This is a genomic window from Thermodesulfobacteriota bacterium, assembly GCA_040758155.1.
Classification (GTDB): domain Bacteria; phylum Desulfobacterota; class Deferrimicrobia; order Deferrimicrobiales; family Deferrimicrobiaceae; genus UBA2219.
In genome coordinates, this window is sequence record JBFLWB010000060.1 from 1 (window position 1) to 7,928 (window position 7,928).

The 7,928-nt window shown below is 68.7% G+C and carries 9 protein-coding genes; all 9 read right to left on the bottom strand.

The window, feature by feature from the left end:
- Nucleotides 1-677: hypothetical protein (locus AB1346_03755; protein MEW6719545.1), on the bottom strand; the 677-nt coding region annotated here is incomplete at its 3' end.
- Between the two features lie 4 nt (nucleotides 678-681).
- The gene (locus AB1346_03760) at nucleotides 682-1,233 is read right to left on the bottom strand and encodes a hypothetical protein (protein ID MEW6719546.1); all 552 of its coding nucleotides are present in this window, start codon (nucleotides 1,231-1,233) and stop codon (nucleotides 682-684) included.
- A gap of 7 nt (nucleotides 1,234-1,240) precedes the next feature.
- On the bottom strand, nucleotides 1,241-1,540 hold the full coding sequence (locus AB1346_03765) for a hypothetical protein (GenBank protein MEW6719547.1): 300 nt from the start codon (nucleotides 1,538-1,540) through the stop codon (nucleotides 1,241-1,243).
- 173 nt (nucleotides 1,541-1,713) lie between these two features.
- Nucleotides 1,714-3,042 (bottom strand): sigma-54 dependent transcriptional regulator, encoded by a 1,329-nt coding sequence (locus tag AB1346_03770; protein MEW6719548.1) that lies wholly within the window; start codon nucleotides 3,040-3,042, stop codon nucleotides 1,714-1,716.
- Nucleotides 3,043-3,049: 7 nt separating this feature from the next.
- Nucleotides 3,050-4,300 (bottom strand): ATP-binding protein, encoded by a 1,251-nt coding sequence (locus tag AB1346_03775; protein MEW6719549.1) that lies wholly within the window; start codon nucleotides 4,298-4,300, stop codon nucleotides 3,050-3,052.
- 74 nt (nucleotides 4,301-4,374) lie between these two features.
- Complete coding sequence (locus tag AB1346_03780) at nucleotides 4,375-5,526, bottom strand: alpha-D-ribose 1-methylphosphonate 5-triphosphate diphosphatase (GenBank protein ID MEW6719550.1); 1,152 nt, start codon at nucleotides 5,524-5,526, stop codon at nucleotides 4,375-4,377.
- Nucleotides 5,527-5,546: 20 nt separating this feature from the next.
- Nucleotides 5,547-6,224: a phosphonate C-P lyase system protein PhnL gene (phnL, locus tag AB1346_03785; protein MEW6719551.1), complete on the bottom strand. Its 678-nt coding sequence runs from the start codon at nucleotides 6,222-6,224 to the stop codon at nucleotides 5,547-5,549.
- Between the two features lie 16 nt (nucleotides 6,225-6,240).
- On the bottom strand, nucleotides 6,241-7,113 hold the full coding sequence (locus AB1346_03790; GenBank protein ID MEW6719552.1) for an ATP-binding cassette domain-containing protein: 873 nt from the start codon (nucleotides 7,111-7,113) through the stop codon (nucleotides 6,241-6,243).
- Nucleotides 7,101-7,928, bottom strand: an 828-nt coding sequence (locus AB1346_03795; GenBank protein ID MEW6719553.1) for an alpha-D-ribose 1-methylphosphonate 5-phosphate C-P-lyase PhnJ, incomplete at its 5' end; no start/stop codon positions are given. The genes AB1346_03795 and AB1346_03790, both read right to left, overlap by 13 nt.

Sequence of the window (7,928 nt, forward strand, 5' to 3'; positions counted from 1 at the left end):
AATCCGGGCCCCCCGATGCCTCCTCCCCCTCCGCCGGGAGCCAGCGCGGTGGTCCCCAGGGAAAGGAAGGAATCTCCCCTGGCGTACCGGTATCCGATCTCGGTGAAGACGGCATCGGTCCAGTTCACGCCGATCGCCATCCCTGCCGCAAGCTCGGTGAACGAGTATGTTTCCACTTGGGCCCGACTGTCGGTCCAGGAAACGGACTCGCCGAGATACAGCTTCCGCGACAGTTCCTGGCGCAGGTCGGCGCGCGCGCCGAACGCGAATGCCGACTGGTCGGAGTCGCTCACCGCCTTTCCCTGGATAAACGGCGAAAGATTCACGGTCCACCCGGGACGCACGATCCATAACATCCCCGGCGAAATCGACGCCGCCCCGGAATCGAGGTCGGAGAGATCGGCGTAGGCGGTCCCTTCGACCATCGCGGAGAGCGTCCAGTCGAGCCGCCTCTCTCCGTCGGCCGGACGGAGGTACGCCGCATATCCGAGGAGGAAGACGTCGCCCTCTCCGTCGACGACCGAGCGGCCGACGTTCGTATCGAACCCCGCCCGGGCGCCGGCCTCCCACCCGGCGAACGCATTCCCGGGCGATAGAAGCGACATCCCCGCCAGCAGCGCGGCAAACACGGTCCCGCATCCGCGCACCGCGCGGCCCTTCCGATACCATTCCTGCATGGGATTATCTCCTGCGGCCGCCCGGACCTCCGGGACCGCCTCCGGACCCCCCGCCGCCGCGCCGCATGGGAGACGCCCCTCCCATCCCGCTCCCGACGGCCACGCCTTTCCGCCCTTTCCACAGGGGGTGCCCGTCCCCGTCCCGGAAGACCCAGCTTTTTCCGGAGGAGAGAAGCTCCACTTCCTGGGCGACGACGTAGAGGGACATGTCTTTTCCGAGGGTCTTCGATCCCCGCACCCGCACCTCGGATCCGTCGGGGAGGTCGACCCGCACGTCCTTCCAATACCATGGAGGCGACGCGAGAACGGTGTACCGCTCGCGCCCCGTATCCACGCGGAACCGGACGGGGCCGTCCCCGGGAATGAAGGAATCGGAAATCCGCCCGCGGACCTCGCCGACCGTGTCGGGGTCGAACCCGCCCGGGTACTGGATCCCGCTGCCGGCCAGAACCGTGTCGGCCTCCGCCGCTCGCGCGGCCGACGGGAAGCCGAGCAGCAGCGCCAGGAGCGCCGGAACCAGGAGCGGGGCGAGCGCCGCCCCGCTCCTGCCGGTCACTCCCGCGCTACCGGTTCGCCGGTGCGCCATACCCCGTCCCGTCCTGCACGGGAACCCCAGTCCCCGTGCCGTCGCCCGGGCCATATGCGTTTCCCTTCTTCAAGGGCGCGCCGCTCCCCTGGTTGACGCAGGAGCCGTCGCGCAGCCGTTTCTGCGCACGGACCTGGCTCTGCGACTGCATCCCCGCGGCCGAACGCACCGCGACCCCGCGGCCGGAACCGCCCCCGGGTCCCTTGGCCAGCGCAACGGAGGACGTACCGGCCAGAAACAATCCCGCCATGATCACCGCTCCGATCTTCGTCTTCATTTTTCCTGCCTCCTTCGGGTTTCTTCTTTTACCCGAAGGAAGAGCAAGGGTGGTGCCATCCGAAAAGAATCCTGGAAATCATAATTTATCCGACAGGTTCCGCCGCTGATCCCTTGGCCCGCCGAATCCTCGGGTGCGCATCTTTTGCGTGCCGCCGCGCAAAGGATGCATCCCTACAGCCCGAATTCCTTGATCCGGTACTGAAGGGTCCGAAGGGAGATCCCGAGCACCCGGGCGGCCTGCGTGCGGTTCCCGCCGGTTTCCGCAAGCGCCTTCCGTATCGTCTCCCGTTCGCTCGCGCGCAGCGCGCCCTCGCCCGGCGACGCAACCGCCGGGGCGGTGTCCAGCCGCAGGTGGACGGTGTCGATCTCCCCCGCGGCGAGGATCACGGCCCGCTCGATCACGTTCTGGAGCTCCCGGACGTTTCCGGGCCACGGGTATCGCCGGAGCGCCTCGGACGCGCCCGCGGAGAGCCCGGAAACCTTTTTCCCGAAGGCGGCGGCGAACTTCCCCGCGAAATATTCCGCCAGCGGAACGATGGCTTCTTCACGGTCCGCAAGCCGGGGAAGCGCGATCGGAAACACGTTCAGCCGGTAATACAGGTCTTCGCGGAAGCGCCCGGCCGCGGCCTCCGCCTTGAGGTCCCGGTGCGTCGCCGCCACGATGCGGACGTCGACCTCGATCGGCCGCGTCCCCCCCACGCGCTCGAACGACCTCTCCTGGAGCACCCGGAGCAGCTTCACCTGCACCGACGGCGAAATGTCGCCGATCTCGTCGAGGAAAACCGTCCCTCCGTCCGCCAGCTCGAAGCGCCCCTTCCGCAGGGCGGCCGCGCCGGTGAACGCGCCGCGCTCGTGCCCGAACAGCTCGCTTTCGAGGACGGTCTCCGCAAGCGCGGAGCACTGCACGGCCACGAACGGCTTTTCCCTGCGCGGACTCGACGCGTGGATCACGCGCGCGACCAGCTCCTTCCCCGTTCCGCTCGGCCCCGTGACGAGGACGGTCGCGGTCGTCGGGGACACCTCCCGCACCAGCCGGTGCACCTCCGCCATCTTCCCGCCGAGAAAAATCATCTCCGCCGGGGGGAAGCGCTTCCCGAGCTCCTCGGACAGCAGCGAGATCCTCGCCTCCGCCTCCGCTTCCCGAAGCACCCGGCGCACCACGTGGCGCAGCTCGTCGGGGTCGCGGAAAGGCTTCGTCAGGTAATCCGAAGCGCCCGCCTTCATCGCCTCCACGGCGCCGCCGATCGAGCCGTAGGCCGTCACGATGACCCAGCGGGCCTCGGGGCGGAGGGCGCGCCCTTCCCGCATCACCTCCATGCCGGAGAGATCCGGCATGCGCAGGTCCGTGATGACGAGGTCGAACTCGGAACGCCGCAGCGCTTCGAGCGCCCCGGTCCCGCTCCCCTGCTCCTCCACCGCGTACCCCTCTTCCCGCAGCACGGCGGAGAGGAACGAGCGCATCATCGCGTCGTCGTCGACGACCAGCAGCTTCTTCGGCACGGCGGCTTCACCTTTCCATCGGAAGGAAGATCTCGAGGACGGCCCCGCCGCCCTCCCGGTTCCGCAGCGCGATGCTTCCCCGCATCCCCTCGATCGCCTTTTTCGAGTATGCCAGACCGAGCCCCGTCCCGTCGGTCTTCGTCGTGTGGAAAGGAGTGAACAGGCGGTCCCGCTCCGACTCGGGGATCCCCGGCCCGCTGTCCTCGATGCGCAGCCGGACCCGGTTCCCCTCGGGGCGCGCGGAAACCCGCAGGGAGCCTTCCCCGCCCATCGCCTGGACCGCGTTCCGGATCCCGTTGGACAGGACGCGCCGCAGCTTCTCCGGATCGGCCATCGCACGCGCCCCATCGCCGAATTCCGTCTCCGCCCTTCCGCCCCACCCCGCGGTCTCCTCCCGGACCAGCGGTTCCGCCAGCGCCCGGAGATCGACCGGCCCGATGGCGTACGTTTCCTGCCTCGCGTACAGGAGAAGCTCGTTCACGAGCGACTCGATCCTCCCCATCCCCTTCAGGGCGAACGCGAGCCCCTGCTTCCGCGGGTCGGACGGATCCACCTTCTCGTCCACCCACTGCGTGTAGCCCTTCACGCTCCCGAGGGCGTTCCGTATCTCGTGGGACAGCGCGGCGGTCATCTGCCCGATCAGCGCCAGGCGCTCCCGCCGGCCCGCCTCTTCCTGGAGGCGAAGCTGCCGCGTCAGGACGCGCTCGAGGGCGATGCCGACGCCCCACAGGACGGCGAGGGCCGCGCCGACCGCCCACCACATCCGGCGGATGTCGCCGAGGAGCAGATCCGCGCGCGCCGTGTGGATCACCAATCGGAGGAGCTCCGCGCCGCCGTCCGGGCGATGGAGGACGTAGTTGTATTCGTAGGCCGGAAGCCCCGTCCCCAGCGTGACCCTCCGTCCGTGCGGCCTGCCGCCCTGGAGCCATGTCCGGAGACCGCCCTCTTCCAGGGAGCGCCCGACCCGGGCGGGATTCGTGTGGAAGAGGATCTTCCCGCCGGCGTCCGCGATCAGGGCGAACGCCACGACCCGGTCGGACAGGATCTCCCGGACATCCTCCCCCCGGCGATCCCCCGACAGCCGAAGCGCGCTTTCCGCCGAGAAGGAGAGGGCCAGCGCCGTGCTCTCGAGGGAACTCTCCGCCAGGGAACGGATCGTCCGGGCGTTCAGGAACGTCGAATAGAGGACCGCCGCCGAGGAGAGCAGCAGGAAGGCGAACAGGGCGCCGCGCAGGACCGCCGGAACGGCGGTGCGCACGACCGCGGATCCTTCCCGGAAACGCATGGGCCCATTTTAGCCCAACCTGCCGGGAAAGATTCCCATACCGGTGCTCAGCAGGACGAGAACACCTCCCTTCCCCGGACGAACGTCTTCAGGATCCGGGGAACCGCTCCCTCGTCGTCTACGATCAGCAGGTCCGCATCCTTTCCCTCCTCCAGCGACCCGGTGAACGCGTCGATCCCGACGGCGCGCGCGGGATGGAGGCTGGCCATTTCGACGGCCTCGTGCAGCGGCAGGATGCCGAGCCGGGTCAGCGCCGTCACCGCGTGGAGCAGCGTCATCGGGGAATAGTCGGAACAGAGGATGTCGCCGCACCCCAGCCGGATGGCCTCCCGCGCGTCCAGGTTCTTCGCCTGCGATCCGCCGCGCACCACGTTGGGCGAGCCCAGGCAGACCCGGATCCCCAGCTCCCTCGCCGCCGCGGCAGCCGGCAGATTGACGGGAAACTCGGTCAGGCCGACCCCCAGCCCCTTCAGCCAGGCGATCTTTTCCGGGGAATCGTCGTCGTGGGAGGCCACCGCGATCCCCCGTTCACCGCACAGCCCGACCAGCCGCTTCAGCTCCCGCTCCCACCCGTTTCCGCGCGCCTCCAGCTTCCGCGCGATGATGTCGTCCATTTCCCTGTCGCTTTTCCGGTAGACCGGCCCGTAATACCGCTTGAAAGCACCGATATCGCGGAACTGCCCCTGTCCCGGCGAGTGGTCCATGAAGGAAAAGAGGTGGACCTGGCCGTCCCGGATGAGCCGCTCGAGGACGGGCACCGCGCCGCCGTCCGTGACCTCGAACCGCACGTGGACCTTCGTGCGCACGCGGAGGCAGCCGGAAAGACCGTTCACCTGCCGGACGATGCCGGCCGCCATGCCGTTGGAGCGCAGCCCGACCTCCATCTCCGCGAACGAGAGGGAATGGTACACGGTCGTGACGCCGCAACCGGCGATCTTCTTGTCCAGCTCGTGGACCGCGACGTCGACCGGAAAGAAGGTGTTGGGGCGCGGCTCGATCCCCTTTTCAATGGCGTCGGAGTGGATGTCCACGAATCCCGGGAGCAGGAGGTTCCCGCCGGCGTTGATCTCCCGGGGCCCCCGCAGCTCCCCGGCGCGGATCCCGGCGATCCGGCCGTCCTCGACGCGCATCGACATCCCCTCGAGGATCCCCGACGGCGTCGAAAGGCGGGCGTTTCTCACGATGAAATCGCCGCGCATGGCGCGTTTCCCCGACCTCCTCAACCGATCCGGTGAACCGCGTCGGCCACCGATGCCATCAGGCCGGCGTCGTGGAAGATCCCGATCATGGTCGTCCCCTCCTCCCGCAGCTCCTTGAGCAGCGCGATCACGGCTTCCGCGGATTCCCGGTCCAGGGAGGCGGTCGGCTCGTCGAGCAGGAGCAGGCGCGGCTTCCAGGCGACGGCCCGCGCGATGTTGATCCGCTGCTGCTCCCCCCCGCTGAAGGTCGCGGGGTACGCGTCGAACAGGCCGCGGGGAATGCGGAGACGCTCAAGGAGCCGGGAGGCCCGCGCGCGCGCCTCCTCCCGCGCCAGGCCGTTCCTCGCAAGGATCGGCTCCATGACCACTTCCAGCGCGGGGACGCGGGGGATCACCTTGAGGAACTGCGACACGTATCCGATCTCCTTCCTCCGGAGACCGATGATCTCCCGGTCGGACAGCTTCGCCAGGTCGACGGTGCCGCGCGCCTCGGATTCGTACAGGACCGCTCCGCCGGACGGCACATACATCCGATAGATGCATTTCAGGACCGTGCTTTTCCCCGCGCCGCTCGGCCCCGCCAGCCCGAGGAAGGAGCCGGACGGCACCCGGAAGGAGACGTCGCGGAGCGCCTCGATGGACTTCCCTCCCAGGACGTGGAGCGTGAAGGTCTTGGACAGCTTCTCGACGCGGATCAAGCGTCCCCTCCCCCGGTCACAGCTGCGACGCCACCAGGAGCTGCGTGTACCGGTGCTGCGGATCCTGGAGGATCTGGTCCGTAAGACCCGCCTCCACGATCCTTCCGTAGCGCATCACCAGCGTCCGCTGGCAAAGCAGGTGGATCACCCCCAGGTCGTGCGACACCACCAGCATCGAGAGTCGGCACTCGTCCCGGAGCGCCCGGATCATGTCCAGCACCCGGGCCTGGACGGAAAGGTCCAACCCGGTCGTCACCTCGTCCAGGAACAGGAGGACGGGGTTGTTCGAAAGCGCCTTGGCGATCTGCACCCGCTGCTGCATCCCCCCGCTGAAGTTCTTCGGCGGCTCGTCCATCCGCTCGACCGGGATCTCCGTCCGCTCCAGCAGCCCGGATGCCCTCGCTCGCATGTCGGCGACGTTGCGCCACCCGGCGCCCAGCAGCCGCTCGGCCACGTTGCCTCCGGCGCTGACCGACATCCGCAGCCCCAGGACGGGATTCTGATAGACGATCCCCATCATGGCGTTGCGAAGCTGCCGCTTCCGGAAGCTGCTCAATTCCAGAAGGTTCCGGCTCCACGCTTCGCCGTCGGGAAAGAGCCCCGGCGGCCCGCCGCCCGCGGCCTGCCGGTGAAGCGACGCCGTCCCGCCGGTGGCCTCCCATTCGAAATGGAGCAGGCGCACCAGCGTGCTTTTCCCGGAACCGCTTTCCCCGACGACGCCGAGCGCCTCGTCGGGGTACAGGTCGAACGAGACGTCGTTGCAGGCGAGGACGGAACCGCAATGGGGGCACCGGTTCGTCTCCCGATCGGGACCGGTGGCCCGCCGGCAATGCGCGCACCCCGCCCCGAAGCGTTTCGTCAATCCCCGGACGCGGATCAGCGGGTCCACTTAGCCGCCCTCTTGTCGCAGTACCCCGTATCGGAGCAGTAATGCCTTCGCTCCCCTCCTTCCCCCGCGATGACCTCGTCCAGGAACGTGTCCGCCGCGCCGCAGCGGGCGCACGATTTTCCGGAGAAATCCTCCACCCGGAAGGCGTGGTCCTCGAACTCCAGCGGCTCCACCCGCGTGTGAGGGGGGATGGCGTAGATCCGCTTTTCCCGGCCGGCGCCGAAGAGGAAGAGCGTGTCCGCCATATGGAGCTTCGGGACGTCCCAGCGGGGGATCGGGCTCGGATCCATGATGTAGCGGCCGTTCACGGTCACCGGGTACCGGTAGCTGATGCGGATCTCCCCGTAGCGGACGATGTCCTCGTACAGGAGGAGCCACATCCGCTCGTAGTCCGCCTCCGCATGCATGCGGCGGGTTTCCGTCTCGGACGCCTCCACCTCGCGCAGCGCCTCGGGGTACGGGACCTGGAGCACGAGGATCTGCTCCCCGGTCATCCGCTCTTCCGGGATCCGGTGGCGCGTCTGGACCACGGTGGCCGCGCGGGTGTCCGTCGTGATCTCCACGCCGGCGACCGCCTTCAGGAACTTCTTGATGTTGACGGCGTTCACGCTCCCGTCGCACCCCTGGTCGATCACCTTCAGGACGTCCTCCGGGAGCACCAGCGACAGGGTGATCTGGATCCCGCCAGTCCCCCATCCCCGGGCGATGGGCATCTCCCGCGATCCGTACGGCACCTGGTATCCCGGGATGGCGACGGCCTTCAGGAGGCACCGGCGGATCTCCTTCTTCGCGCCGTCGTCCATGAATGCGAAGGG